Source organism: Nonomuraea deserti, from assembly GCF_004348685.1.
GTDB lineage: Bacteria > Actinomycetota > Actinomycetes > Streptosporangiales > Streptosporangiaceae > Nonomuraea > Nonomuraea deserti.
Genome location: NZ_SMKO01000022.1, coordinates 50857 through 76041, shown reverse-complemented (window position 1 = coordinate 76041; position 25185 = coordinate 50857). Strand labels below are relative to the sequence as shown.

The 25185-nt window shown below is 70.8% G+C and carries 21 protein-coding genes, 1 tRNA gene and 1 pseudogene; 10 read left to right on the top strand and 13 right to left on the bottom strand.

Going from position 1 to position 25185, the window contains the following annotated elements; all coding sequences use genetic code 11:
* Positions 1–611 (top strand): hypothetical protein (locus E1292_RS12195; RefSeq protein ID WP_181958216.1); only part of this gene is annotated, 611 nt, incomplete at its 5' end.
* Positions 612–627: 16 nt separating this feature from the next.
* Here the strand turns inward: E1292_RS12195 and E1292_RS12190 are convergent.
* From E1292_RS12190 to E1292_RS12165, 6 genes are all read right to left on the bottom strand, one after another.
* Entirely contained in the window at positions 628–1032 is a 405-nt protein-coding gene (locus tag E1292_RS12190) for a VOC family protein (protein WP_132595119.1), read from the bottom strand.
* Positions 1033–1113: 81 nt separating this feature from the next.
* Entirely contained in the window at positions 1114–3429 is a 2316-nt protein-coding gene (locus E1292_RS12185; protein ID WP_132595117.1) for an SDR family NAD(P)-dependent oxidoreductase, read from the bottom strand.
* The gene (locus E1292_RS12180) at positions 3426–4760 is read right to left on the bottom strand and encodes a cytochrome P450 (RefSeq protein ID WP_132595115.1); all 1335 of its coding nucleotides are present in this window, start codon (positions 4758–4760) and stop codon (positions 3426–3428) included. The genes E1292_RS12185 and E1292_RS12180 overlap by 4 nt, the downstream gene beginning before the upstream one ends.
* Positions 4757–7288, bottom strand: a complete 2532-nt coding sequence (locus E1292_RS12175; protein ID WP_132595113.1) for an SDR family NAD(P)-dependent oxidoreductase — start codon at positions 7286–7288, stop codon at positions 4757–4759. Before E1292_RS12175 ends, E1292_RS12180 begins: the two co-directional genes overlap by 4 nt.
* Positions 7285–10281, bottom strand: a complete 2997-nt coding sequence (locus tag E1292_RS12170) for an SDR family oxidoreductase (RefSeq protein WP_132595111.1) — start codon at positions 10279–10281, stop codon at positions 7285–7287. Before E1292_RS12170 ends, E1292_RS12175 begins: the two co-directional genes overlap by 4 nt.
* Entirely contained in the window at positions 10278–11729 is a 1452-nt protein-coding gene (locus tag E1292_RS12165) for an acyltransferase domain-containing protein (protein ID WP_246090073.1), read from the bottom strand. Before E1292_RS12165 ends, E1292_RS12170 begins: the two co-directional genes overlap by 4 nt.
* A gap of 449 nt (positions 11730–12178) precedes the next feature.
* Here E1292_RS12165 and E1292_RS12160 point away from each other — a divergent pair, with 449 nt between their 5' ends.
* A complete protein-coding gene (locus E1292_RS12160; protein WP_132595107.1) occupies positions 12179–13468 on the top strand; it encodes an erythromycin esterase family protein in 1290 nt (429 codons plus the stop codon).
* Between the two features lie 149 nt (positions 13469–13617).
* Here the strand turns inward: E1292_RS12160 and E1292_RS12155 are convergent, their stop codons facing one another.
* The gene (locus E1292_RS12155) at positions 13618–14376 is read right to left on the bottom strand and encodes an SDR family NAD(P)-dependent oxidoreductase (protein ID WP_132595105.1); all 759 of its coding nucleotides are present in this window, start codon (positions 14374–14376) and stop codon (positions 13618–13620) included.
* A 249-nt stretch (positions 14377–14625) separates the two neighbouring features.
* Between E1292_RS12155 and E1292_RS12150 the strand changes: the two genes are divergently transcribed.
* Entirely contained in the window at positions 14626–15798 is a 1173-nt protein-coding gene (locus E1292_RS12150; protein WP_132595103.1) for an AraC family transcriptional regulator, read from the top strand.
* 955 nt (positions 15799–16753) lie between these two features.
* Here the strand turns inward: E1292_RS12150 and E1292_RS12145 are convergent.
* Positions 16754–17143, bottom strand: coding sequence for a GntR family transcriptional regulator (locus E1292_RS12145; RefSeq protein WP_132595101.1), 390 nt, complete (start codon positions 17141–17143; stop codon positions 16754–16756).
* Positions 17144–17199: 56 nt separating this feature from the next.
* Here E1292_RS12145 and E1292_RS50995 point away from each other — a divergent pair, with 56 nt between their 5' ends.
* A complete protein-coding gene (locus E1292_RS50995) occupies positions 17200–17370 on the top strand; it encodes a hypothetical protein (RefSeq protein WP_165974490.1) in 171 nt (56 codons plus the stop codon).
* Positions 17367–18524 carry an acyltransferase family protein gene (locus E1292_RS12140; RefSeq protein ID WP_132595099.1) on the top strand — a complete coding sequence of 386 codons (1158 nt, stop codon included), beginning with the start codon at positions 17367–17369 and terminating at the stop codon, positions 18522–18524. The genes E1292_RS50995 and E1292_RS12140 overlap by 4 nt, the downstream gene beginning before the upstream one ends.
* A gap of 463 nt (positions 18525–18987) precedes the next feature.
* Here the strand turns inward: E1292_RS12140 and E1292_RS55715 are convergent.
* Together E1292_RS55715 and E1292_RS12130 are read right to left on the bottom strand one after the other, a co-directional pair.
* Positions 18988–19209: pseudogene (locus E1292_RS55715) on the bottom strand (methyltransferase domain-containing protein); the annotation flags it as partial.
* Positions 19210–20112: 903 nt separating this feature from the next.
* Positions 20113–20541 carry a hypothetical protein gene (locus E1292_RS12130; RefSeq protein WP_132595095.1) on the bottom strand — a complete coding sequence of 143 codons (429 nt, stop codon included), beginning with the start codon at positions 20539–20541 and terminating at the stop codon, positions 20113–20115.
* Positions 20542–20915: 374 nt separating this feature from the next.
* Between E1292_RS12130 and E1292_RS12125 the strand changes: the two genes are divergently transcribed.
* Positions 20916–21530: a leucine zipper domain-containing protein gene (locus tag E1292_RS12125; protein WP_165974489.1), complete on the top strand. Its 615-nt coding sequence runs from the start codon at positions 20916–20918 to the stop codon at positions 21528–21530.
* 36 nt (positions 21531–21566) lie between these two features.
* On the opposite strand, the gene E1292_RS12120 is transcribed toward E1292_RS12125, so the two are convergent.
* Positions 21567–21640, bottom strand: a tRNA-Pro gene (locus tag E1292_RS12120).
* A gap of 96 nt (positions 21641–21736) precedes the next feature.
* Between E1292_RS12120 and E1292_RS12115 the strand changes: the two genes are divergently transcribed.
* From E1292_RS12115 to E1292_RS12100, 4 genes are all read left to right on the top strand, one after another.
* Positions 21737–22162, top strand: coding sequence for a helix-turn-helix domain-containing protein (locus tag E1292_RS12115; RefSeq protein WP_132595091.1), 426 nt, complete (start codon positions 21737–21739; stop codon positions 22160–22162).
* 69 nt (positions 22163–22231) lie between these two features.
* Entirely contained in the window at positions 22232–22777 is a 546-nt protein-coding gene (locus E1292_RS12110; RefSeq protein ID WP_132595089.1) for a hypothetical protein, read from the top strand.
* Positions 22778–22782: 5 nt separating this feature from the next.
* The gene (locus tag E1292_RS12105) at positions 22783–23499 is read left to right on the top strand and encodes a hypothetical protein (protein ID WP_132595087.1); all 717 of its coding nucleotides are present in this window, start codon (positions 22783–22785) and stop codon (positions 23497–23499) included.
* A 6-nt stretch (positions 23500–23505) separates the two neighbouring features.
* Positions 23506–23700, top strand: a complete 195-nt coding sequence (locus E1292_RS12100) for a hypothetical protein (protein ID WP_132595085.1) — start codon at positions 23506–23508, stop codon at positions 23698–23700.
* A gap of 243 nt (positions 23701–23943) precedes the next feature.
* On the opposite strand, the gene E1292_RS12095 is transcribed toward E1292_RS12100, so the two are convergent.
* Positions 23944–24357 (bottom strand): ATP-binding protein, encoded by a 414-nt coding sequence (locus E1292_RS12095; protein WP_132595083.1) that lies wholly within the window; start codon positions 24355–24357, stop codon positions 23944–23946.
* 16 nt (positions 24358–24373) lie between these two features.
* Positions 24374–25144: a SigB/SigF/SigG family RNA polymerase sigma factor gene (locus tag E1292_RS12090; protein ID WP_132595081.1), complete on the bottom strand. Its 771-nt coding sequence runs from the start codon at positions 25142–25144 to the stop codon at positions 24374–24376.
* Positions 25145–25185: the final 41 nt, after the last annotated feature.

Genomic DNA, 25185 nt, shown 5'->3' with positions numbered 1-25185 from the left:
CCCCCGTCGCCCAGCCGAGCACCTCGCCGTCCGCGCCGCCCACCTCCGCGCCGCCGACGTCCGCGCCGCCCACGTCGGCCCCGCCATCGGCCACGCCGTCCGACACCCCCGAGCCGTCCAGCAGTTCGGCAGCGCCGCTCGACCACAGCGAGTTCGGCGACTGGAACTTCTCGCTGAAGGGCGAGAAGTACGCGGCGAGGAAGGTCGGCGGCTGGACGTACGACTCGTGCGACCCGGTGGACGCCGAAGGCGTGATGGCCGACAACCACTGCGAGAGCGCGGTCCAGCTCGCTTACAGCGCCTACGGCGGGAACCTCAAGGCGGTACAGATCATCTTGGCGTTCCCCTCCAGCAGTGACGCCAGGAACGCCGCGAAGCGGCTGAAGAACACCGCCGACAAGAACGTGGCCTGGCGCAGGAGCAGCGCCCACAGGAGCTACTCGTACGGCAAGATCTACACGGGCGCGTACGTCAAGCACCTGATCATCACGATCGTCACCGCCAACTCGTCGGCCAAGCCCAAGGCCGAGAAGTTCCACACCGCCTTGCAGACCGACCGCGGCGTCTACTTCTTCATGGGCCGCCAGAGCGAACGGCCCGTCACCAGCTAGCCCGGGGCCCTCGACGTCAGACGAAGTCGGCCGCCGTCATGCCCGCCGGATGTCCGGGCGGCCACTGCACGAGCTCGATCCTGTAGCCGTCAGGGTCGGTCAGCCATGACGTCCGCATCCCCGGACCCAGCTCCGCCGGCGGCTCGGCCGTGACGCCCCTGGCCGCGAGGCCGGCGATCGTGGCATCGAGGTCGTCCACCTGGACGACGAGGTGGTTGACGGCGCTGATGTCCTTGACCGGTCTTGCGGGGTCGTGCACGAGCTCGAGGCTGGCGAACGGGTCGCCGGGCAGCTTGAGCATGGTGAGGCTGCCGAACTCCGTCTCGGGGACCCGGCCGAGTTCGGCGTATCCGAGCGCGGCGTAGAAGGCGAGCGAGCGTTCCAGGTCGGTGACCCGCAGCCCGAGGTGCAACATGCGCATGCCCGGCAGACTAATGCCGACGTGACGAGCGCCACAATCGCGCCGCCGCCGGGGACTGGACGGGTGTCCGGGGCGTTGCCGCTATCCGGCGGACGACGGGGCGGAGGGCACGGCTACCACCCCTTCGGCTGACAGGACCTGCCGGCCCGCTCTCAGCCCGGCCCAGCCGCCGGCGACCGGGCGAAGCTCGTCGACCTGCTGCGCCCCTGGATACGGCACGATGCGGGCGATCTCGACGACGTCGCCCGTCACCGGCCCCGCCCGGCGCACCAGGGCGTCGAGCGCGGCGGGGGCGATCCCGTGCGGCGGCGGGAACGGCGACGTCCACAGATCGGCGGCGGTCACCGTGGGCAGCTTGTCTCCCGCGCCGAGGACCAGCCCCGACCAGTCCAGCCGACCGCCGGAAGGGGCCACGGCGCGCGTGACCGATGGCGGAACGGGCTGCGGAGGCACCGGCGGCGACGACCGGTAGAGCAGCCGCAGCGACGCGGCCGTCTCCCCGGTCTCGGCCGTGATCGTGACCTGGACGCTCCAGCCCTGCTCCGTGGTCTCGCCCAGCGCCCGGGTGGTGAACCGGCTCCCGCCCGGGGCCAGGACCAGCGCGGGCAGCCGGACCTGCACGTCCCGCGCCTCGGCCAGGTGCTGGGGCGGCCGGTCCGGCGGCACGACCCAGTCGGCGACCGAGCACGCCTGCTCGATCAGCACCGAGATCGGCAACGCGGCACGCCCGTCGACGGTGAACTCGGCCAGGCACGGATGAGCGCCCGGCGTGTGGACCACGGTGCTGCGCAGCTCGCGAGACGGTTCGAACAGCTCGACCGCGCCCAGGAAGTGCGCGAGCCCGTGCAACCTGGGCAGGTCCGGATGCCCGGTGAAGAGCCGGAAGCCGCGTAGCTGAGTGGGCACCAGCTCGCTGCCGACCTGGCCGATGAACATGACCTCCCCGGTGCCGCCTGAGCGCAGCTCGCGGATCCACCGCCGGACTCCCTCGGCCGGGTCGATGGTGGACATGTAGCGGACCGCCGCGTCGTAGTTGGCGATCACCCCGAGCCGCTCCCAGGTCGGCCAGCACAACGTCTGCGCGGGCAACCCGTGCGTGTTGCGCGCCCAGAACCCGAGTCTGGACAGGGCCTCGTTGCCCGCGGCGTAGTCGATCTGCCCGATCATGCCGCCCATGCGCCCGGCCAGCGAGCCGACGTTGCAGAACACCTTGAGCGCGTCCCGCCTCCCGGGGGTGCGGAGCACCGCGCGGGTGAGGTTGGCGAAGCCCGTCACCTTCACGTCGACCGTTCGCACCACGTCTTCCGGGGTCTTGTTGTCGAGCCGGGTCGGCAGGTCGATGCCCGCGTTGTGGACGATCACGCTGGGGTCGGGGATGCGGGCGAACAGCGCGTCGACCTGTTCCGGCCGCACGCAGTCGCACCGCTCGTACGTGATGCGCAGGCCGTCGCGCCGGGCCGCGGCCAGGTTCGCGCCGATCTGCCGTAGCTCGGTCTCGCGTTTGAGCGCGGCGCGTACGTCCCGGAGTTCCCTGGCGGTGCGGGCGGACCGCACTCTGGCCCGGCAGTACTCGGAGTAGCCCTCGTCGTCCATGGTCAGCCGGCCGGCGCCGGCCGGGAGCTCGCCGCGGCCGGTCACCACAACCTGGCAGCCGAACTCCTCGGCGAGCCCGCGGGCCAGGGCGAAGCCGACCCCGCGGGCGCCCCCGGAGATCAGCACCACGTCGTCGGACCCCAGGCCGACGCGGGGCGGCGGGTCCGGGCTCGGCCGCGCGATCAAGGCGTGGCGGACCCCCTGCCGGTAGCCGATCTCGAACAGGTCCCAGGCCGCCAGCTCGGCCGCGAGCAGCTCTGCCAGGCGGGCCGGGGCGACGGCGTCGACGTCCAGGACCTTCACCGCGAGGTTGGGCAGCTCGCGGGGCAGGCACTTGGCGAAGCCGGCCCAGATCCCGCCCAGCGGGAAGCCGATCGGCCCGTCGTGGTAACCCATCAGCCCGCCCATGGCGGTGACGGCGACGTAGCAGTACCGGTCGGCGCGCGGGTCGGCTCCCCAGGCGCCGTATCTGCGCTGCACCATCCGGGTCGTCCTGGCCAGCGCCTCCCGCCATTCCCCGCCGTCGAACCGGTAGGGGACGCCCACGACGTTCAGGTCGATGATGCCGTCCCAGTCGTCCCGCTCGGGTTCGCGGCCGGGCACGCACAGGTCCGCGCCGAGCGCGCGCGCCACCTCCGTGGCCAGCTCGGTGTCGGAGCCGATGACCAGCAGCCGCCGCGCCGCAGGGGAGGGAGGCGGAAGCGGGTGCGGCACGGGCTCCCAGATCATGCGATGGACGGGCCGGACGAAGGAGGCGGTGTCGAAGGACACCAGGTGCGGGCGGACGGGCGCGGCGGTCGTCACGTCCGCTCCTGCACGACCGCGGAGATCCCGCCGCTGGGGAACAGCGTGATGTAGTGGCCGCTGCGCACCGTGTGCGCGCCGGAAAGCCGCAGCCGGTAGCGCTGCGACAGCATGGCCACCGCGGTCACCAGCGTGGCCATCGCCAGGCCCTTGCCGATGCACATGCGCCGCCCGCCGCCGAACGGCAGGAAGGCGTGCTTGTGCCGCTTGTCCTCGGTGTCGTCCAGGAAACGCCGGGGATCGTAGGCCTCCGGGTCGGACCAGTGCTCGGGTGAGCGGTGCGTGCCGTACACGCTGAGCAGGACCGTCGTCCCCGCCGGCACCTCGCGTCCGGCCAGGCAGTCCGGCTCGACGGCGTCGCGCGGGAACTGCCAGACCGGCGGGTGCAGGCGGAGCGCCTCGTGGATCGCGGCCGTGGTCTGCACCAGATCGCCCAGCTGATCGGGTGCGGGCGCCTGTCCGGCGAGCACCTCGTCGACCTCGCGCTCGACGGCGCGGCGGGCATGCGGGTGCCTGGCCAGCTCGTACATGGTCCAGGTGAGCGCCTGGCCGGTGGTGTCGGAGCCGGCCAGCAGCAGGGTGCGGAGGTTGTCCGACACCTCCGGATCGGACAGGCCGGCGGCGAGCAGCTGCCCGGCGGCGTCGGAGCCGTACTCGCCGCCGGCGCGGCGCGAGCTGATCACCTGGTGGATGATGCCGTCGAGGACCCGGTTCGCCCACTTCCTGTCGCGGTGGTACCGGGTCGGCACGAAGGGGGGGACCATGGCGGGCAACCCCATGACCGTCCTCATGAAGATGACCTTGTTGGCGATCGCGGCGGCCCGCGTGTAGTCGGTGCCCGACAGGTCCCGGCTGATCAGCGCCATGCCCAGCACCCTGGCGGCGACGTCCATCAGGTCGGGCGCCACGTCCACGACGTCGCCGGAGTCCGCGTGCGCCGTCCAGCGGCGGATGACCTCCTCGGTGGCGCCGACCGCCTCCCGCGCGTTGCCCCGCACGCGCTGCGGGCTGAACGCGGGCTGGACGGCCTTGCGCGGCACGCGCCACTGGTCGGTGTCGAGCGTCAGCAGGCCGGAGCCCATGACGTCGAAGAATGCGCGGTAGAGCCTGCCCCGCACATAGTTGTCCGGGTTCGTACGCAACACCCGCTCGATCGCCTCCGGCTCGGTGACCTGCACGAACGGGATGGGCAGCTTGATCGAGACCATCGAGTCGCGTTCCTGCATGCGCAGGGTGTAGGTCAGCGGGTCCTTGTAGTAGGGGATGGCGTCACCGATCACCGGCAGCCCGGCGGGGCCGTGGGCGACAGGGCAGGTTCCCTGGCGTGTCATGAGCGCTCCTCGCGGTCGAATCGTTCCCTGTCGACGTATGCGCCGGTGTCCTGGTCCACGTAGCCGACGATGGCGCTCGTGATGTCCTTCACCTGGAGCAGCACCTCGCCGTCGGCGGCCACGGCGATCGCCCGGTTCTGCGGCTCGGGGTCCTCCAGCTCGAGGTCGACGGGGGTGACGTAGAGCTCGACCGGTTCGGTCAGCGCGGCGAGCGTGCGGTCGGTGTGGCCGCCGTACAGGTCGATACGCCGGACCGTGCGCGGGATCGCGACGGGCGTCCAGCGGTCCGCGACGGTGTGCAGAACGGCCACGCGCACCAGACCGTCGAGAGTGATGGAGGGGATCAGCAGGTCGGGGAACCAGCGTCGCAACGCGGGCGCGTCGAGCGCGAGCCGGCCTCGCCGTCCCAGCGGGTGCGTCCGGGTGTCGGTGGTCGACCGGAACACCTCGCGCAGGAGCACGTCCGACCCGGGCGCGTGGTAGGGGTCGCGCAGGGGCTTGCTGCCGTGCTCGTCCCAGTGCGTCCATCTCGGGCCGGGCACGGGGGCGTCGCGCAGCCGTACGGTGACCGAGAAGTGCAGCCTGTCGCGGGCGACGGTGACGCCGTTCGGCGTCACCACGTCGCCCAGCACGCGGACGGCGACCACCGACTCGCGCTCGTCGGTGCGCAGCAGCGTGGCGGTGAGCCGCTTGACCTCGGGCCGGTCCTTCCGGTAGATCCGCAGGAACGACTCCAGCCGCAGGTCCTCGAAGACGACCGGCACCCGGTCCGGCACCAGCGACACCGCGGCCTGCGCGGCCAGCTCGGGCACGAAGGTGCCGGGCAGGGTCGGATAGCCGCGCACCCGGTGAAACTCCAGATAGCCGTCCCTGTCCAGGGTGAACGTGCGCTCCGCGACCAGTTCCGTGGCGTCGCGGCGCAGCACCGTGTCGATGTACGGCAGCGCCCGCGCCTCGCCCGTGCAGAAGTCCAGGAACTCCGGACGGATGCCCCTGACGAGCTCGCGTTCCTTGTCGCCCAGGAACACCGTGGCCGGCGCGTCCCGCACGGCGGTCAGCTCGGCGAGGAAGTGGTCGACGCCCTCCTCGGTCGGCATCGGGGTGTACGCGTCGATCTCGTCGAGGAAGGCGCGCATCAGCGGGGTGGCGCCGAGCCCGACGTCACGCCAGAGGGTCCAGCCGATGGTGAACTCGTTCTCCGCGCTCATCGCGGCCATGTTGAGGAAATCGTTGGCCGCGGCGTAGTCGGTCTCGCCGCGCTGGCCGGTCAGCCCGATGAACGAGCCGAAGTTGCACCAGCGGCGCGGCTCCCGCCCGCGCAGCGCCTCCTTGAGGTTCAGGTACGTGTGCACCTTGAGGTCACGCACCGTGCGGAAGTCCCCGACGGACTTCGCGGTGATGTCGGAGGCCCGGTTGGTGCCGGCGATGTTGAGGAGGAGGTCGATGGGGCCGTTCACGGTGTCGACGGCCTGCTTGACCGCGGCCGGGTCCCGGAGGTCGCAGCGCAGGTAGCGGACCCGGCCGGGCCCGGACAACCGCTCAAGCTCGGTGAGCGTGTCGCGGACCTGCCGCTGCTCGAGCAGCCGGTCGAAGCCGGCGTTCGCCTCGGCCACGCTGACCCGGTCCGGCCCGTTGAGCCGGGACCTGATGTACGTGCTCCGGTCGGGCAGTTCCCCGGCGTCGGCGGGCGGCTGGGAGCTGCCCAGGATCACGATGCGCGGGCCGTATCGCCCGGCCAGCGCGGTGAGGATCGGCGCGCCGATGCCGCGCGCCCCGCCCGCGGCCACCACCAGGGAGTCCTGGCCCAGCGCCGGCATCCCGCCCGGCGTCGCCTCGGCGGGCACCGCGCGCGGGGTGAGCCGGCGTCCGCCTGCGTGATAGGTCACCGGGAGGAGCTGGGCGGCGCCCAGCTCGGCGCTCACCGTGGCCAGCACCTCCTCCAGCGGCGCCGCCTCGTGCACGGTGGCGAGCACGCCGGTGTCCGGCAGCTCCAGCGCCAGGCTCTTGACCAGGCCCGTGAACAGCCCGGCGAGGGGCAGCGGCACCCCCGCCGCGGTGACGCCGCCCACCACGCTCACCACGAACGAGCCGCCCGCCAGGCGTGGCGCGCACTCCTTGGCCGTCATGAACGTGCGCTCGTGCAGCTCGAGCAGCTCGCGGACCCGGTCGGACCAGCGGGCCTCGCGCAAGCCGGGGTCGGTGGCGTCCACCAGCACCCGCACGTGCCGTGGTGCCTGAGCGTCCTGGTGGGCCAGCGCGGCGCGGAACGCGGCGGAGTTGGTGAGCACGACCGAGTCCGCCGGGATCGCGGGCGGGGCGGAGCGCACGGGCCGGCGCGGGGCGGGCGCCAGCTCGATCACGTGGCGGTCCAGCAGAGGGGGCGCGTTCCGCTGCCTGCTCAGCCGGATCACCCGCGGGCTCGCCAGCCGGTCGGCCCTGAGCTCGACCGCCGTCCGGCTCTGCCCGCCGCTCAGGAAGGCGATCAGCTCGCGCCCGCCCTGCGCGCCGAGGAAGTTCGCGCGGGTCATGCGATCGCCTCCAGCATCTCCTCCACGGCGGACTCCACGGACACCTCGGCGAGCACCGGCAGGCCCTCCGCCAGCGCCAGCGACTTCCTGGTGATCGCGAACAGGAACGTCCCCTCGCCGATCTCCCCGCCGCCCAGCAGGCGGCCCCAGGACGTGAGGCTGTTGCCGTTGCTCCCGGCGGCCAGGACCACGTCCACGTCGCCGAAGTCAAGGTAACGCTCGGCCACCTCGAAGGCGTCGGCGAGCGACGCTCCGCCCCCGTCCACGGCGATGTTGAGGCCACGCAGGTCGAAGTAGCTGCACAGCCGTGCCGGGATGACGTTGGGCATCTCGCCGGGGAAGGAGTCCTCGTCCGGCTCGGCGATCAGCCCGGTCACGCGTTCGCGCAGCTCCCGCGCGTTGGGGACGGCCTGGCGGTCGAGCTCGTCCAGGTGGGCGCGGATCGCGTAGAGGACCGCGTTCCTCGTGGGCCCGGTGTGGCCCACCACCACCCCGGTCTTACGGCTGTGCCGCCGGCATAATTCGCGGATCCTGGGGTCCATCCGGTGCATGCACTCGATGATCATGAGCTGGGTGCGGTCGGTCGCCCGGATCGTGGAGGCCGGCAGGCGCAGCCGGGCGAACGGCGGGCTCGGGTAGCCGTCGCCGAACGAGTTCGGCAGGATGTGCCTGCCCTGCGCCCACTCCGCGACCTGCGCGTTGCCCTCGGCGCCGGGCACGTGCGCCGACCAGCCGACGATCACCATGGGTTCGCCGGTGCCGGCTCCGTAGCCGGCCTTGCCGCGACGGCCCGGCCGGAACTCCTGGATCAGCAGGTGCGCGTTGGTGCCGCCGAAGCCGAAGCCGGACACGGCCACGGTGCGCGGCCGGTCGGGCCGCGCCGGCCAGGGCACGGGTCGCGCCGGGATCTCCAGGTTGCACGACTCCAGGCCGAAGCTGTCCGGCGCCGCCGAGAAGCGGTGCTGGGCGGGGATGACCTCGTGCCGCAGCCCCAGGAGGGCGTGGATGACCGACACCACCCCGGCCGCCCAGCCCGTGTGGCCGATCAGGGACTTGTTCGAGGTCACCTGGACCGGATGCGTCCCGGCGTAGGCCGCGCGCAGGCTCAGGAACTCGGCCTCGTCGCCCGCGGGGGTCCCGGTGGCGTGCGCGATCACCCAGTCGACCTCGCCGGCTTCGACGCCCGACTTGTCCAGCGCGCGGGCGACGGACAGCTCCTGGCCCGCGCTGGACGGCGCGTAGATGGCCTTGCCCTTGCCGTCCGCGGACAGGCCGACCCCGGCGATCAGGCCGTACACGGTGTCGCCGTCGGCGAGGGCCCTGGACAGCCGCTTCAGCACCACGGCGCCCGCTCCGTCGGAGAACAGCACGCCGTCGGCGGTCCTGTCGAGCGCGCGCACCTCTCCGCTCCTGGACAGCCCGTACAGCTTGGAGAACAGCACCGACCCGCTGGGGACCAGCGCGAACGCCCCGCCGCACACGGCGACGTCGGCCCGGCCGGACAGCAGGTCACGCAGTCCCAGGTCGATCGCGTACAACGAGGACGAGCACGCCGTGTCCACCATGAGCAGCCGGGTCCCCGCAGGCAGCAGGCCCTCGATGGCGCCGGCGCCGATCCGGTGCGGGAACGGCTGCGACCGGGTGGCGTCACCGTGCCACAGCACGGAGTCGGGAACCTCGCCCAGTTCCTCGCGGATGAGCGCCTCCTGCAGGTGCTGGCTGCCGTCGGGGGTGAAGCCGAAACAGGCGGTGTACGTGTCGCCGTCCCGCCTGGCCACCCCGTCCAGCGCCTGGTGCACGCTGTGCCGCAACCACAGCGTGGTGAAGTCGAGCCCGCCGTCCGGCCGCTCGGCGGCCAGCTTGGAGTGCGGCGTGAAGCCGGTGATGAAACCCGAACGGCGCTGGTAGGTCTTGTCGGCGGCGCTCGGGTCGTCGTCGTGGAAGCCCGCCATCGACCAGCGATCCGCCGGGACGTCGACGAACAGCTCCGCGCCCTCCATGAGCAGCGCCCAGAAGCCGTCCGGGTCGCTGGCCCCCGGCACGGCCAGCCCCATGCCGACCACCGCGATCGGATCCGCGTCCTGATCGGAGTACGTCGCCGGTGCCGGTCTCCGTCTTGGCTCCGGTCTTGGTTCTGGTTCGGGTTCCGGTTCGGGTTGTGCTCTTGATTCAGGTCCTGGTTCCGGTTCCGGTCCCGGCTCCGGTTCCGGCTCCGGTTTCGGCTCCGGGTCCGGGGACGTGGCGCGGCGCTGCAAGGACATGCCGCCGTCCGCCACCACGGTTTGCCCGGTGATCCATCCCGCGCCGGAGGAGGCCAGCAGCAGGACCAGGTCGGCCAGGTCGTCCGGCGTGGCCAGCCGTCCCAGCGGGGTGGCCGCCACGAGGTTGTCGCTCACCGACTCGAACCCCGGGAACATACGGCCGACCGGATTGTCCATGAGCGCCACGGAGGCGGTGTTCACCCGGATGCCGTCCGGGGCGAACTCCGCCGCCAGATAGCGGGTCAGCGCCTCCAGAGCCGCCTTGGACAGCCCGATCGGCAGGTAGTTGGCCGGGGCGTACAACGCGCCGAGCGAGGAGACGTTGACGATGCAGCCCGCGCCGGATCGGGCCAGCAGCGGGCGGGCCTCCTTCGCGCACCAGAGCGCGCCCTTGACGTTGACGTCGAACGCCTGGTCCAGGTGCTCCTCCGTCAGCTCGTCCCAGGCGGCGAACGTCCCTCCGGCGGCGTTGTTCACCAGCAGGTCCAGCTGTCCGTGGGTGGCGTTGACCTGGTCGAACATCCGCCGAACCTGATCCGGCCTGGCCACGGACGCCCTGATCACCTCGACACCGTCGCCCAGTTCGGCCGCGAGGGCCCTGGCCTCGTCGTACGAGTGGAAGCAGTTGACGATCACCCTGGCGCCGGCCTCGGCGAGCGAGCGCACGATGCGCGCGCCCACGCTGCCCGCGCCGCCGGTGACGAGGGCGACGCGGCCGTGGAAGCCCGTCATGTCGTGCCCACCCGGGCAAGCGAGTCGACGACGAAGTCCACCACCTGGCCGAACGTCCGGTAGTCGGCCGTCCGCATGTCGTCAGGCGGCGGGCCCAGCTGGAACAGCACGCCCAGCCTGCCCATCAGCTCCACCCGCTTGACCGAGTCGATGCCGAGGTCGGCCTCCAGCTCGGCGCCGTCCTCGAAGACCTCCTCGGGGTACTCCAGCGTGGTGGCGTAGAGATCACGTACCCGGGCGGCGACCGTCTCCCTCGACGCGGGCATCGCGGGCGTCTCCACCGGCGGCGTCGGCGCGGGAGGCGCTGACATCCACTGGGGCGGAACCGACGCGGGGGGCATGTCCGTCTCCTGCGGCGCGATCGACGCGAAGGTTGTGCCCGTCTCCTGCGGCGCAACCGACGCGGGGGGCGGGCTCGTCTCCGGTGTCGCGGGCGCGGGCGGGTTCGCGAGGGTCGTGCCGGAATGCCGGGCCGTCCGCGGCTCGGCGGCGGGGGCCAGGTACTGGCCGGTCTCGCGGAGCGTGTCCAGGTCCGGCAGCAGCGGCGTGTGCACGGAGGCGGCCGGCTCGATCGAGCGGACCCGGGAGGTCAGCGCGCGCCCCGCGCCCACCTCGACCCACACGCCGGCGCCCGAGCGGTGCAGCCGCTCCACGGTGGGCCCGAACCGCACCGGCGTGACGAGGTGAGAGGCGAGCAGCTCGCCGAGGTCATCGGAGTCACGGTAGTAGCGGCCGAGTACAGGTGAGAAGACCGGAACGCGCAGAGACCTCCGGCTGTACCCGCTGAGGCGGCGGGCCAGTTCCTGCCGCGCCTGGGCGAGCAGCGGGCTGTGGAACGGATGCGGCGAGTGCAGCGCGGTCGACGGCAGCCCGATCGCGCCGGCGATCGTCGCCGTGCGGCGCAGCGCGTCTGCCGTCCCCGCGACCACCGTCTGTGCCGGCCCGTTGTCCACCGCAACCACCGCGCCGGAGGTCGGGAGGAGATCGAGGATCTGCTGGGCCCGGTCGGGCGCGCAGCCCAGCGCCAGCAGTCCGCCGCCGCTGGTGTCATGCTCACGCAGCACGGTGATCCGGTGGCAGAGGATCTCCGCGCCCTCGGCGACGTCCAGCGCGCCGCCGGCGACGAGGGCCGCGATTTCGCCGAGACTGTGCCCGACGAGCACGCTGAACCCGGCTCCCCGATCGGACAGCGTACGAAAGGCCGCGACCGACGTGGCGAAAACAGCGAGTTGCAGCACGTCCGGCGCCGCGTCAAGCAATTGGTCGGCGGTGTCATCGGAATAGGCCCGGCCCAGCCCTTTTCCGAGAATGCCGCCGGCCACCGTGTCAATGGTTTCGATCGCCTTGGCGGCCCCGGGATCCTGCGCGCGCAACCGTGCTAAAACACCCGGGAGATACGCTCCCTGACCTGGGAAAAGACCCACAACAATCTCAACGGAGCTCAGCATTCCTGTCCCCTCGGAGCACGGTGTCGACGAGATTCCCATTCCTGGGATTTGCGTTGCATATTCCGCGTGCGAGCTCGATGAAGCCAAGGTAACCGCGCTCACACAGCGCGGACACCCCTAAGCCGAGCGCCGAATCAGGGGTGATCCGGAAGCCGCGGAATGGGCCTCGCCGAACTCGCCCGGGTTTCCCCGCGCTCAGGACCGGCGGCACGATCCGCTCGGCGTCCGCGTCCGGCGCGGGCACCAGGCGGGGACGGTCCCCCATCTTGATAAGGTCACGGCATGCCCACTGGCAGCTTGTTTCTCTGACCGCACCCGCGAGAGGCGGCAGCGCTGGAGCCCGCACTGCTCCGGCGGTGGCCGGACGCGCGAAGCCGTGTTCCGGTGATCTGTCACGCGCTCTCGACCGAGGTCAACCATCACTCGACAGAGAAACGAGCACCATCACCATGACGTTCCACGCCTCTTCAGGGCGTCCGGCCCATCCGCTGGCCGAGCACATCACCGTGCTGGACACCCTCGACCCCGACGAGCCGCTCCTGGACGACCTCCACCCCCTCCGCGCGATCGTGGAAGGCGCCCGGGTCGTGGCCGTCGGCGAGGGCGCGCACTTCGTGCACGAGTTCGCGCTCGCCCGCGCGCGACTGCTCCGTTACCTGCTGGAACGCTGCGGATTCACCGTTGTGGCGTTCGAGATGGGCTCCGGTGACGCCGCGGCCGTCAATCCCTGGCTCGCCGGCGACGGCGATGAGGACGGCCTGTCCCGGGTGGCCGGTCCGCACACCGTCAACCTGTTCGGGGAGCTGCTGCGCTGGCTGCGCCGCTACAACCGCGGCAGGTCCCATCCCGTCCAGATCGTCGGTATCGACCTGCCCAACAGCCTGACCCTCCGGCCCGATCTCGACCCGGTCGCCGGCTACCTGCGGATGGTCGACGAGGGAGTCGCCGACATGGTGGCCGGACTCCTGCGTACGGCCGGCGCGATCACCGGCGGTTCGGCCGCCGCGTCCGCCCCGCGGTGGGCGAGCCTCGACCCGGCCGGCCAGGAGTCCCTGACGGCCGGGCTGGCACGGCTGTCGCTGCGGATGCGCGCGCTCGAACCGCTCTATGTGGCCCGCAGTGACCAGCACAGCTACGACGTCGCCCGACGGCACCTGGAGGCGGCCTGCCACACCGACTACATGCTGCGGGCCATGAACTGTCTGCTCTCCGGGTCGGGCCTGCCCGACGACACCTCGATCCGCGACCGCTACATGGCCTCCTGCGTGACGTGGCACCTCGAACGCCTCGGCCCCGACGCCCGTGTCATCGTGGTCGCGCACAACAACCACATCCAGAAGACCCTGGTCACCTATGAGGGTTACCCCACCGCGCTGCCGATGGGACTCCACCTCGCCCGCAACCTCGGCCGGCACTACCGCGCCGTGGGCCTGACCCACACCGCCGGCCACGTGCCTGACATGGTCTGGCCCGCCGAGGACTCCCCGGTCGGATTCACTATCGAGTCCGTCCGCCTCGACCCCCCGCCTCCGCGAAGCTTGGAGAAGGCCCTGGTGGACGCCGGACTCGCCGCCGGCGTGACCCTGACCGATCTGCGCTCCCCCGACCCGGAGGTGAGGGCCCTGGAGAGCATCCGATCGCAGAGCGCCATCATGGACACACCCGTAGCCCAGACGTTCGACGCGGTCCTGTGCACCCCCACCGCGACCACCGACCCCACCACCAGCTTCACCTCCTAGATCCCGCGTGAGACGAACGCGGCGTGAGGGCCGCCCCAGCCGGGTGCCCTCACGCCGCGACGCCGGCGACGCTGCGGGCGGGCCGACCGTCAGGGCTGCGGAGGGGCCGCTGCTGCCCGGCCCGTCCGGCCGGCCGGGGGCTTGCGCGTCTAGAGGTTGAAGCCGCCCGAGATCTCGATGTTCTGAGCGGTGACCCAGCGGCTCTCGCCGGAGACCAGCGTGGCGATCATCGCGCCGATCTCGTCGGGCTCGCCGACCCGGCCGAGCGCGGTCCTCTCCGCGAGGGCCTGGACGACCTCGGGGAACCGGGTGAAGGCGTCGCCGCCGAGCCGGGTGCGGGTCGGACCGGGTGAGACGGCGTTGACGCGGATGCCTCTCGTGCTGAACTCCTTGGCCATGTACCGGGTCAGCACGTCGAGGCCGCCCTTCATCGACGCGTAGGTCGAGTAGCCGGGCTCCAGGCCCGCCGTCGCCGCCGAGCTGCTGCTCGTGTTGACGATGGCCCCGCCGTCCGCCATCAGGGGCAGCAACCGCTGGGTGAGGAAGTACGGCCCCTTGAGCAGGACCCGCATGAGCCTGTCGAACGTCTCCTCGCTCGTGTCCTCGATCAGCGACGCCTCGGCGTAACCGGCATTGTTCACCAGATGGTCGAAGGTGTCGCGCTGCCAGGTGTCGCGCAGCGCCCCGGCCACCGCATCGCGGAAGGCCGCGAAGGTGGCGACATCGCCGAGGTCCAGCGGCAGCGCGACGGCCCTGCCGCCCTCCTTCTCGATGGCGGCGGCCGTATCCAGCCCTGCTCGCGCGCTGGTCCCGTACGTCAGGATGACTCCGGTTCCGCGTTTGGCGATCTCGATGGCGGCGCTCTTCCCGATGCCGGAGCTGGCGCCCGTGACGACGGCGACCTTCATGGTGTGTTCCTCCTGCGTGCGTGTCCGCGTATGAGCAAGGCGGCGCTCTACGTCGGGGTCCGGGGGCAGGACTCGGGCGGCCCAGCCGGTACGCGTACAGAGGCCATGACCCCGAGACCTGCGGTGTCGGAATGAGGTGATTCCATTCAACCGGCGTGACCTGCGGAAACGTTAGAACGATCCTCGCCCGTACTTGCACGTTCCTCTCGCGCACGGGACCGGGGCCCGGGATCGTGCTGCAATGGCCGCATGCGGCTCGAAGAACTCCGTGATCTGCTGGCCCGCCATGCCCGTCCCGACTGGACCACCGAGATCGACGGTGTCCTCGTCTCGAAGATCGACCGTTCGGACCCGCCGGCGCTCTCGATGTCCGGCACGGTGCTGGCGGTCATCGCCCAGGGGGCCAAGCGCCTCGCGCTGGGCGACCGGATTTTCGAGTACGGCGCCGGCCAGTACCTGGTCGCGTCGGTCGACCTGCCGGTCACCGGGCAGTTCCTGCAGGCGGACCCCGAGCAGCCGGCGCTGGGCTTCGGGCTCACCCTGGAACCGTCCGCCGTCGCCGAGGTGCTCCTGGCGGCCGGACCTGGAGACCTCCCCACCATCGGTGGCGGCGCGTCGTCGGGGATCGCCGTCAGCGACGCTCCGGCCCAGCTGCTCGACGCGGCGGTCCGGCTGCTGCGCCTCCTCGACGAGCGCCGCGACCGGGCCGTGCTGGCCCCGCTGATCAAGCGCGAGATCCTGTGGCGCGTGATCACCGGCGAGCTGGGGGCGACGGTCCGCCAGCTCGGCCTCGCCGACAGCGGTCTCAGCCACGTCTCCCGGGCCGTGCGCTGGATCCGCGAGCACTACGCGCAACGCTTCCGGGTCGAGGACGTCGCGAGGTTGTCCGGCATGAGCGTCTCCGCCTTCTACCGCAACTTCCATGCGGTGACCGCGATGAGCCCCATCCAGTTCCAGAAGCAGATCCGGCTGCAGGAGGCCAGGCTGCTGCTCGCCACCCACCCGAACGACGTCACGGGAGTCTGCCACCGGGTCGGCTACGACAACCCGTCGCAGTTCAGCCGGGAATACCGCCGCCAGTTCGGCATGCCCCCAGCCAGGACGCCGCCCGCCTGCGTCACACGGCGCGTGCTCCCGCGGGTGTCCTCCCCTGAGCCGTCCCCTCGCGTCACCGGCGTCCGCTCCCTCAGGACGGCGCGTCAGGATGGCTGTGTCCAGGTCCGCCTCGCAGGATGCGGAAGAGGCTGCGACTCCGGGGCGGATCAGAGGGCACCCGTCAGCAGCAGCACCGCCAACACGATCAGGCCCACGGCGAGGGCGCCGAGCAGGAGCCATGCGATCGGATGGCCGAGGTTGAGGGTCCACGACGAGGAGCCGAGACGGTCGTGCACGAGCAGGGCCGGGTCGCGGCGGTTGACGTAGACGGCGCCGGCCAGGAACCAGTGGTGGTCGTCGTCGCGCTGGCCGAGCCCCGAGTCCTCCTGCTCCTCGCCCGGCAGAGCGGGCAGCCGGTGCCCGGCCTGGCCCACCTTGATCTCCCACGTCAGCCAGCCGCCCGCCAGCACGAGGAGCGGCACGTAGATCATCACCTGCCAGACGATCGTGGGAGTGACGATCTCCCACAGGTGCAGAGCCGCGAGAAGCAGGCTCAGGTTCAGGCAGGCCGCGGTCAGGAGCGTCATCACCGCCATTCCGCGCAGGTAGATGCGGTAGCGGCGGGCCGAGCCCCTGGGCCGGGCGGCATCGAGGTCGGGCCGGGCGCGCAGCACGACCATGACCACGGCGACGACGATCAGAGAGACGGCGATCTGGTAGATCACCGGCTGGAAGGCACTCAGCACGGTCGTGGGCTCACGCTGCGTGGAGTCCGTGCCGAACTCGAAGAACTGCGGCAGCGTGGCCGGCAACGAGCCGTGGCGCGCCCAGCCGACGGCCGCGGTGAGCAGGAGGACGCCCAGAGCGGAAAGGCCCCACGACCAGGGCACGCGAACCGGGTCGGTGCGGAAGGTGGTGTCCACGGCGACGGCCTGGCGTCGCTCGGTCGTCCACGCCCCGATGAGCTTGGCGGTGCGGATCATGCGATGGGCGCGGTAGAACACCAGTACGTCCGCGACCGCCACCACCGACGCGGTGATGCCGATCGCGGCGGCGGATCCGGTGACCAGCACCACCGGGACCGAGACCACCGCAGCGAACGCGGCCGCCACCACGGTCAGGCGACCGTAGACCCGACGCGCGGCGATGACGGCCGGATCGTTCACCCGCTGGACGCCCACGCGCACTCCGAACGGCATGGTGGGCCTGGCCAGCGCGGGAAGCATCAGCATCAGGCAGGTGACCAGCGCGATGACGATCAGGCCGGCGCAGAGGATCAGGATCACGCGCTCTCCTCGAAACCGATCAGCAGCGCCTCGCACCGACGCAGCACATCCTGCCGGTCCATGCCCTGGACGGTGGCTTCCGCCAGCAGCACTCGCACGCGTTCCTCCCAGTCATCGACGAAGGGCGCCTCGGGCGGGCCGGTGGCGGCATCACGCCGTATGACCGCGCCGCTCTTGCGGTTGATCCGGATGACGCCCTGCTGTCGCAGCAGGTCGTAGGCCTTGTTCACGGTATGGAAGTTGATGCCGAAGTCCGCGGCGAGTTGCCGCGTGGAGGGTAGCGGGTCGCCTTCGCGCGCCTGCCGCCTGGCGATCCCCTCCATGATCCGGTCCCGGATCTGCTGGTAGATCGGGACCTCGCTGTCGAGGTCAAGGGTCAGCTGCACGCCACGACTCTATCTGCTATACAACAAATAGAACATATCGCATTAGGGGGACTCCCATGCTGCAGCTGGAGATCGACCAGGAAACGCCGGCCGTCCGCTTCGCCCCGTGGGCCCGCCTATTACCCACGCCCGCCGCTGACAGCGTGCCGCTGACGGAGATCACCGAGGTGGACCGGCTCGGGCGCACCTCCCGGGCCGCACACCGCGGAGAAGCGGCGAACCGATGACAAAGCCCGTCAACCAGCCGACCGCGCCGCCCGCCACCTCCCCGCGGCTCTTCCATGTCGACAATCTACGCACAGCCCTGATGGCACTCGTGGTGATCCACCACTCCGCGATCGGCTACAGCAACATCCCGCGGTGGTACTACACGGAACCACCGGCCGACCCCACAGGAACGCTCCTGGACATCCTGCTCCTGCTCAACCAGGCATTCTTCATGGGCGCCTTCTTCCTCATCTCAGGACTCTTCGTACCGGGCTCCTACGACCGCAAGAGGGCCGCGCCATTCCTGAGGGAGCGGCTGCTGCGCCTGGGAGTCCCGCTGCTGCTCTGGCTCCTGGTGATCCGCCCCCTGGCGACTGTCGGCAGATACGCCACCGCGGTCGACGCCGCCGCCCGGCAGGGGACCGAACTGCCCTACTGGCAGTACTACCTGCTCTCGTTCACACCGGGACCGATGTGGTTCGTCGAGGTGCTGCTCGTGTTCAGCGCGCTGTACGTCCTCTGGCGGCGCCTGGCCGTCCAGGACCGGCGCCCATCCACATCGGCCACGGTCACGGGCCGGGCGCCAGGCGCTGTCGCGATCGTCGGGTTCGCCATCGGGCTGGCCCTGGTGACCTACCTGTGGCGCATCGTGGTGCCGATGGGTGTCTCGGTCCTGGGCCTGCCGACACCCGCCTACCTGCCGCAGTACGCGGCGCTGTTCACCGTCGGGCTGATCGCCGCCCGGCGCGGCTGGCTGGAGGGCCTCTCCAGGACGGCCGGCCGGATCGGGTTCGCCACCGCGGCGCTCGCCGCAGTCGGACTCGTCCTCGACCTCGTCCTCGCCGGAGAGGCGATCCTGGGCCACGGGACCTTGCCGTCCCTCGTGGCGGCAACCTGCGAAACAGCACTCGCCGTCGGCATCATGCTCGGCCTTCTGGTGCTGTTCAGGGAGCGTCTCGGCCACCAGGGACGCCGCCGCCGGTTCCTGTCGACGCACGCCTTCACCGTCTACGTCATCCACCCGGCCGTCCTGGTCGCCCTGGGTTACGCCCTGCGCGACGTACAGGCGCCCGCGGTCGCGAAGTTCGCGCTGCTGACCGTCCTCGGGCTGCCGCTGTGCTGGGCGGCGGCGTACGTGGTGCGCGCCCTGCCGGGCGCCCGGAAGGTGCTGTAGGCCGTACGGGTGCCCGGCGCCTGAGTCATGTCACTGTTCCACCGGGTCACACCGGCAAGGGCCTGTCACCGCTCGCGTGACGGGTCATTCGCGGCTTCCTTTCGCAGGCGCCGGCGACGTCACGCTCCTGGCCGTACGCCCCTTGGTCGGTGCGAGCGGGCTTGGCCCCGACCGGGATACCGCGAGAACGGACGGCCGGGACGACAGGATACGAACCTTCGACCCCACGCGCTCCGGATGCCGCTCAGTTCGTCACCCGATCTCTCGATCCCTCGTGGCGGAGCAACAGCGCGCCCTGACGGCTGTCACACCGTCGCCCAAGCACCGTACAGGCACGGGCCGACTACTGCTTCCATGGTCATCTCCGGCTCCGGCAGGCCCGCGGCGTGGAACGTGGCGAACAACGACGGGCCCATCCGCAGGTCCGTGTCGATGCTCTCGAACGCTTTGACGATCCAGGATCTGAGCTAAGCGCCTCGACGTCGCCCTCGCGGAACTCGACGTTGCGCCACCCGGCGTCCTCGGCCAGCCGCGCCGCGCGACGCACCGCTTGCGGGTCCCGTTCGACGCCGACGACGCTGCCCTCCGGTCCGACGAACTCGGCGGCGAGGCGTGACACGTTCCCCGCGCCGCTGCCGAGATCGAGGACCCGCATCCCGCGGGACAACGACGCCGAGGCGAACACCCGCCGGGTCAGCGGATCCAGAACCTTCCCCTGCCAGCAGGCGTTCCTCCTCGGCCTGCTGGTACTCCGTGAAGCGCTCGCGCTGCTCCATGCGGCTCCCTTCAAGCCTCGATCGGCGAGCCATGCTCGACGGCATCGATATGGACCGCTTCAGACGCCGGGTTGGGGGGCCGTTGCCCGGCGGAGTACGGCGCTGGCCGGTTCACTGGGATGACCTACTTGGTGTACACCGTCGATCCGGGACCGGATGACGAAACTGGTACCTACAGGCTCGGCCTATCCACGCTCGAGCAGGGAGCCGTGCGGCACGCAGCGCTGCGGTTTCCAAGGTAACCACGGGCGTCTGAAAGGCCACGGTCCCCGGCGTCTCCACCCGCCATCCCGAGTGGCCGGTCCACCTCACGGCCACTCTTCTGGCACGCAGTAGCCACCCGAATGCTTGTCGCCATCGTGGCGTCGACTCTGCCTCCCGACGCCGTTGCCGCTGCGGCTTCCGGAGTCCTTCCACCCACACAGGCAGAGCCGACACCGCCCAGCACATGGCATCGGCAGCGGCCACGAATGACCGTCCGCTTCTCAGACCGCACGCACAGCGAGCCCAGGTCAGACGGTGGTCGACGGAGCCGGAGGATGCCTCTGGTGCCTGACGTTGCTGTCACGGTCTGCGCGAAAGGCAGTGCCAACGAGCCCGCGCCCATACGCCTCGAAAGTCGAACCCACTCCGGCGTGATTTCCACGCGCGCTGTCGCGACTTCCGGAAAGCGTGCTGCCACGCTTTCCTGCAAAGCCGACAGGAGGCATGGCGTGCATTTCGAATACGTGATGATCGCACGACTCGCGCCGATCCCCCAACGTTTCACTATCCGATAACCCACGCCACTGCCGGCCACTTTATCGCTGTGGTCAGGTCTTTCCCCCGTGCTCCGTGTGGCAGACCTTTGTCGATGAGCTGGAGGTGCACACTCTTACGGAAACCGCCTTGCCTTCGTCGTAACTCAGGTCCCGGTCACCCGCGCCAGCAAACCTCGCTGTTCCCGAGCCTGCCACGGTCAGGTAGGCCACCACACTGTTGGAGTCGCTGCCGTGGTGGTCTTCGAGCTCCAACTCCTCGTCGTATGCCCGGAAATACGCCCTCACCCACTCACTGCCCTTATGACACTCGGCCCATACATCTCTGCCGCCCTTGTCTTCAGTCGATTCGCTGGAACCGCTAAGGCTGGTGCAGTTCCATGCACTCACCGACTGGGCTGCCGCCGGCGCGGCCGTCGACAGGAGCGGCCCGGTCATCGCGATAGCTGCCAGTGCGACAGCCGTTGATCTCGGTAGATGCATGAGATGAATTCTCCCCCGTGATGCCGTTGTGGACTAGGGTCCTTTGTTCCCCTAGCTACACGGTAGAGTGCGTCGATTTATATCTGCTTTCGATCCGGTTTCGCGCATTCCACGGGCCGGCGGTTCCTCGCGTGTTGGACGCCATCGGTCACGGCCGGGCTTGATGCGGAGCCTCCGGTCTGCTGGGCATGCCCGGGTCGATGGCGTGCGAGGTGATCAGCCTTCCGACCCCGGCCCGCCACGCTCCTCGGCCTGAGCTCCGTGATCGCCTCAGAGCGGCGGTGCTGGCCGCGACCGGCCGAAGAGCCGCAGCGCGGCCGGCCATACCGCCCGAACGCGCGGCGGATCGCCGCAGGCGGGCCGCCTTCAAGCCAGTGAAGGAGGTCGCCCGCGCCCACGGGGTGTCCAAGAACTGGGTGTCCAAGCTGGTGGCGCGCTACCGGGCCGAGGGAGAGGCGGCGTTCGAGCCTCGATTGCGACGACCGAAGACCTCTCCGAACTCGATCGACGCCGACACACTCGAGTTGATTGTGCGGCTCCGCAAAACAGCTCGTCGACCAGGGACTGGACGCCGGCCCGGACACCATCGCCCGGCACCCGCGACAGCACCATCAGCGGACGGTGTCGCGGACCACGATCAGCCGCCATCTCACTCGTCGCGACCTGGTGCCCGAGCCGAAGAAGCGGCCCCGCTCGTCCTCCATCCGCTTCCAAGCAGCGCTGCCGAACGAGACTGGCAGGCCGACTTCACCGCCGACGGCACCGACACCAAAATCCTGTCCTGGCTGGACGACCACTCCCGCTACGCCCTCGGTGACCGCGCACACCCGCGTCACCCGATCGTGCGCGATACCTTCCGCAGAGCGGTCGCCGACCACGGCGTGCCGGCCTCCACACTGACGGACAACGGCATGGTCTTCACCACCCGACTGGCCGGTGGTCGCGGCGGCCGCAACGCCTTCGACACGACGAAACCCCCGAACCCGTAGGTTCGAGGGTTTCCGATGTCCTGAGACATCACACCGTCGGGACGACAGGATTTGAACCTGCGACCCCTTGACCCCCAGTCAAGTGCGCTACCAAGCTGCGCTACGTCCCGGTTGTGTCGGCCGCCCCCTTGCGGGGCGGGACGTCATAACCTTAGCGCACATCGAAGGTGTACGCGTACACGGAGAGCGGGAGCGGAGGGGGCCGGGTGGGGCGTAAGCCGACCATCGATCGGGATGAGCTGGCCAGGCTGGTCGCCGACGGGAGGAGCGTTCAGGAGCTGGCCGTTCACTTCGGCGTCAGCGCGTCCGGGGTGCTGCAGGCCAAGCGGGCCGCCGGGCTGGCCAAGCCGATGCTCGACCATCGCGCCGCCGTCCCGTGGAAGCTGGCCCGCGCGCACGCCCAGTCGGGGCCCGCCACCAATCTGCGTAACCTGTCGGCGGCCGCTCAGGGGAAGCCGCCGGCGTCCGACCGGCTGAACACGGCGCTGCGGTGGGCGCAGCGGTTGGTGGACGAGGGGCTGGACGTGCGGTACGACCCCGATGCGGGTTTCAGCGAGGTCCCGGCTTCACCAGCGGGCTCACATGTCGCAACGGTGCTGGCCGCGGCGCGTAAGGCGCTCGAACCCAGCTGAGCGCAAAAGTTTCGGCAGGGCTCTCCAGGGAAGTCGCTGGTCTCGACAAAGAGACCGGAGGCGAACATCATGACCACCTACATCTGGGTGGCCGTCGTCGTCATCGCGGTGGTGGCGCTCGCCGCAGTTGCCTACGTCGTGCAGCAGCAGAAGCGCCGTAACCACCTCCGTGAGCGTTTCGGCCCCGAGTACGAGCGCATAGTCGCAGACCATGACAACCGCCGCGACGCCGAGCAGGAGTTGCTCGACCGCGAGCAGCGGCATTCCGAGCTCGACATCCGTCCCCTGCCGGAGGAGTCGCGTGAGACGTACGCCAACCGGTGGACCGAGGTGCAGGAGCGCTTCGTGGACGCGCCGGGCTACGCGGTGACCGAGGCGGACCAGCTGGTCACCGCGGTCATGGCGGAGCGGGGCTATCCGACGGACGACTTCGAGCAGCGGCTGTCCGACCTGTCGGTGGGGCACGCGGCGACCCTCGACCACTACAGGACGGCCCACGAGATCAGCGGGCGGGCGGCCAAGAAGGAGGCCTCCACGGAGGAGCTCCGGCAGGCCATGGTCCACTACCGCGCGCTGTTCGAGGAGCTGCTGCACGAGACCACGCGAGGACGGTGAGGGTGATGAAGAACAGCCACGATGAGCTGAAGGTGCCGTCGCAACGCGCTGACGAGGTCCGTGGCGACGACCGTGACGACGACCGGGCGGTCGCGGGCCGCGGGCCCGGCGAGGAGGCCGGAGGGCCGATCGCCGGCCGTCCCGAGACCATGGAGCGTGCCACCGACCAGCCCGAAGGTCCGGTGCGCTCCGCCGACGAGTACGACACCGCCGTTCCCGGCGCTGTCCCCGGCGCCGTCCCGCCGCCCGAGGCCGGTGACGACGCCGCCTACCGGGACCCGTACGCGCGGACCGGCGGCGACATGCTGGCCGAGCCGGAGCCCGACCCGGTCGGCGTCCAGGCCGCGCCCGAGGAGGTCCCGGCGCACGCGGCTCCCCAGGACGTCGTCCTGTTCGACCAGGACCCGACTGAGGTGCAGGCTCGCTGGCGCGATCTGCAGGCGTCGTTCGTGGACGACCCCGGCGAGGCCGTACGGCGCGCCGACGGTCTGCTCGGCGAGGTGGTGGAGTCCTTCACCAGCAGCCTGACGAGCCGCACGGACGCCCTGCGTGACGGCTGGAAGGACACCGGTGCGCAGGACACCGAGCATCTGCGGCTGGCGCTGCGCGACTACCGGAACGTCCTGGAGCGCCTGCTCGCCCTGTCGGGAACGCCCGGCCAGGGCCCCGGCCAGGCGCCCGTCCAGACGCACGACCAGGGCCACAGCCACGGGATGAGGTGATCTGACATGCTCGCGATAGTCGCGGCGATCGTCTTCGGGCTGGGCTTACTGCTCGACCTGCTGGGCGTGAACATCCCCGGAGGAGTCTCCGGCATGACGTTCGTCCTGCTGGGGCTGACTCTGCTGGCTCTGCACCAGGCGGGCATCGGCACGGCGAGCGTACGCAGCTACGGCAACTGGCGTGGCCGCGCCAGGCGCTGACGACGCGCGGTCCGCGCGCCGCCCGGGGTGATCCGGCGGCGCGCGGTGTCGCGCGTCATCGTCACCCTTCTCCAGGTCACGCATCGCCCCGAGCCCTCCGCCTCACGCCTTGCCGAGAGTTCCGGGCCCGGTCCCGCCTTGCCGAGAGTTCCGGGCCCGGTCACGCTTGGCCGAGAGCTCCTCGCCCCTTCACGCCTTGGCGAGAGCTCCTCGCCCGTTCACGCTTGCCGGGAGCCCAGCTGATCATGCTTTGCCGGGGAAGCGCATGACGACGCTGCTGCCCGCGTCGCCGGCGTGCACGGTCAGCTCTGAGGAGAGCAGGCGGGCCACCCAGAGCCCCATGCCCCCCACGGCGTCCGGCAGGGGCCCGGGTTTCCAAACGCCCTTGTCGTGAACCTCGACGACCAGGTCACCGCCCGCCGCCCAGGTGCGCAGGAGGCCCTGGTCGCTGCCGTGGGTGACGGCGTTGGTGGCGATCTCGTTGATCGCGATGACGAAGTCGGCGACGGCGTCCTCCGGCATGCCGGCCTCGCGGGCCTCGTCCTCGGCGAACTGCCGGACCTGAGGCAGGTCCGGCAGCCGGAAACGTAGTCGTTTCACGGGCGCGCCGGGGGGCGGGCCCGTGTGGCCCGGCTGGGGCTCCACGTCCTCGTTCACCCGGCGACCGCCCTGTTCAGCCGACGAGTTCGGCGCGTAGTTGATCGAGTACTTTGCGCAGGATGCGGGACACGTGCATCTGCGAGATCCCGAACTCGGCGGCGATCTCGGCCTGCGTCATGTTGCCGAAGAAGCGCAGCAGCAGGATGTGCTTCTCCCGGGAGGGCAGGGCGTCGATGAGCGGCTTGACGGCCTCCCTGTCGACCATGGTGCTCAGCGTGTCGTCGTCCTCGGGGATGACGTCGCCGAGCGAGGCCGCGTCGTCGTCGGTGCCCAGCGGGGCGTCGAGCGACAGGGTGCTGTAGGCGGCGGAGGCGTCGAGCGTGAGCAGGACGTCCTCTTCGCTGATGTTCATCTTCGCCGCCAGTTCGGCCACGGTGGGCGACCTGCCGAGGTCCTGGCTGAGATCGGCGACGAGCCTGTTGAGCTCGGAGCGGCGCTCCTGGTAGAGGCGCGGCACCCGGATGGCCCAGGTGCGGTCGCGGAAGTGCCGCTTGACCTCACCCGTCATCGTCACGACCGCGTAGCCCCTGAACGCGTGTCCGAGGCTGGGGTCGAAGCCGTTGACCGCTTTCATCAGGCCAACGTACGCGGCTTGGAGAAGGTCCTCCAGTGGTTCGCCCCGGTAGCGGTATCGCCTGGCGATCTCCATGGCGAGCGGACGGTGCATTTCGACGATGCGCTCGCGCAGCCGCTCGCGGTGGCTGCCGGAGGTGCCTTCCCTGACCATTTCGGCCAGGAGCTCTTCCGCGCTCATCTCCTCGAGGATGTACTCCTGCACAGCCATGGCTGCTCCTCGTATGGCTCGCAGGCGGCCTCCCCCAAGCC